The organism is Hwanghaeella sp. LZ110, from assembly GCF_048892525.1.
Lineage (GTDB): Bacteria > Pseudomonadota > Alphaproteobacteria > UBA8366 > Aestuariispiraceae > Pacificispira.
In genome coordinates this window covers 1-456 of the sequence record NZ_JBLZHT010000043.1, presented here as the reverse complement: position 1 = coordinate 456, position 456 = coordinate 1, and the positions used below count along the sequence as shown (strand labels likewise).

1 protein-coding gene is annotated in these 456 nt (G+C 60.3%); it reads left to right on the top strand.

All coding sequences use genetic code 11. The features are described 5' to 3' along the window. Positions 1-456 (top strand): Ig-like domain-containing protein (locus ACOSDM_RS20130; protein WP_420726320.1); only part of this gene is annotated, 456 nt, incomplete at both ends.

Below are 456 nucleotides of genomic sequence, written 5' to 3'. Positions count from 1 at the left end.
TGCAGGGCACGTTGGACCAGCCGGTGGGCGAGGGCGAGAACGAGATCGACCTGCCGTTCACAGTTGAAGTGACCGATGGCGATGGCTCGACGGCCAGCACCACCTTCCACATCTCGGTCGTCGATGATGTGCCCACCGCGATTGACGACAGTGCGGGTCCTGTAGAAGAGGGCCAGTCTGTCAGCGGCAATGTTGTTGATGCCAATGACACGGTTGGTGCCGATGGTGCCAGCGTGACGTCGGTGGAGTATACGGATGGGTCGGGCAACACCGTAAGCTATACGGTTGATCCGGTGACGGGCGCGACGATCACGGTGGATACCGGCGTCCTGACGATTGCAGCGGATGGCAGCTATACCTTCACGACGGGTGACGATGCGGTTACAGGCTCGGAGTCTGTCTTCGAGAACTTCACCTATACGCTGACCGATGGGGATGGCGATCAGGATACGGCGG